This window comes from Enhygromyxa salina (assembly GCF_000737335.2).
Lineage (GTDB): Bacteria > Myxococcota_A > Polyangia > Nannocystales > Nannocystaceae > Plesiocystis > Plesiocystis salina_C.
In genome coordinates, this window is record NZ_JMCC02000271.1 from 1 (window position 1) to 1,446 (window position 1,446).

A 1,446-nucleotide genomic window follows, 5' to 3' on the forward strand; every position below is an offset into this window, starting at 1 on the left:
TCGCCGTCGCCTTGCACGGTGCTGCTGGACTCGCTCGTGGTGTCGTCGCTCTTGCCGTCGTCGTTGCACGCGAAGACGAGTGGAAGCACGAACAAGCTCAGCAAGGGCAGCCGCTTCATGCGCTCACATTCGCACGCGGGGCCTCGGCTGGCAATCGAGATCGCCATCCGCGGGGAGCTCTCTCGCACTCCAGCGGAAGTGCCGGTGCGGTCCCTGAGGCTGTTCGACGACGCAGGGCTGCGAGGACGTGTCCGATCCCTCCCGGCCGCCGACACCGAGCCCAGCGCCCGACTGTGCGCGATGGGGCGAAGGTCCGCGACCAGGCTCATGCAGCAGGCGTTCCTCGTTCACGTCGAGGACGGAGCCATCACGAGGATCCAGACGGTGCCCTGTCCGAAGGCCTGAGCCTCGGTGCGGTCGACCACGGGGACTTTGCCGACGGATGGCTTTCAGAACGGGCCGGTGTCACCAACTGGCGGTTGTCCGCGCCCGCGATCACCGTGGCCGCCGTGACCGAGGTCGAGATCGTGAATTGCGACATCTCGAACAGGTCACTGTGCCGGCGGATGCCGAGGCGGGTGGGGCACTCGGCGGCGTGAACATTCGCAGCTGCTCGCGGGATGTCGAGATCATTGACTGCGACATCGACGGCGGCAAGGGTTTCGGGATCGCGCTTGGCCACGGACGCTACTACGCCGATGATGTGGGGCTGGTTGACCGATATACTGTGTTGAAGGAGGGGGTCACGGTTGGCGTGGGTGAACTCGTGGTTGATGAGGAGGGCGCCCAGCCCGACCCATGTCTTTGCGAGGAGGGCGATGACCCTCAGGGTCCGCCGACGCCATTCGAGCCAAAGACCTATCTGCCGGGCGGGCCGATCGAGGATCCTACACTGCGAATGTGACTACGCATTGTCCGGTGACGACGAGTCTAGGCGAGGTTGTTGAGGCGGATAATGTTGCTATAATGTCAAGCGTGACCAACCCGAATTGCGCCTACAGTCTAAGTGTTTTCACACCAGGCGACGTCAGGGTCATGGTTGCCACAGGTGTCCTCTAACAGATCGGGCCTATTGCGTGCAGCAGCACCCGACCCAGTCACCCAAGTTCCAATTGATGGGGCTTCCACAATTCAAACTGGATCCGTTGCTGACGTTGCCAGTGTTGCAGCTGTTCATCTTGTCCGTGTAGACATGTGTATCGAAGCCACACCCCTCATCGACGCATGCCTGGTCAAACGTCCCACACATCTCGTCACAGTTGATATAGCCGTCAGCCTGACTGTAACATGGGTAGATTGTGGGCAGACACGCGCCGTCGACGCAGGATCCGATATTTGGGAATGCCTTGTCGATCCAGTTGCAGACGGTGCCGCAAGACCCACAGTTGTCGTTGTTCTCCATGACGTCGATGCACTGACCATCGCACATCATCTCGTTGGGATTGG

General features: G+C 61.1%; 1 protein-coding gene and 1 pseudogene. Both read right to left on the minus strand.

Annotated elements, in window-relative coordinates; all coding sequences use genetic code 11:
- Nucleotides 1–367: 367 nt before the first annotated feature.
- Nucleotides 368–682 carry a hypothetical protein gene (locus tag DB30_RS42120; RefSeq protein WP_205633218.1) on the minus strand — a complete coding sequence of 105 codons (315 nt, stop codon included), beginning with the start codon at nt 680–682 and terminating at the stop codon, nt 368–370.
- A 387-nt stretch (nt 683–1,069) separates the two neighbouring features.
- Nucleotides 1,070–1,446 (minus strand): annotated as a pseudogene (locus DB30_RS40825) (hypothetical protein); the annotation flags it as partial.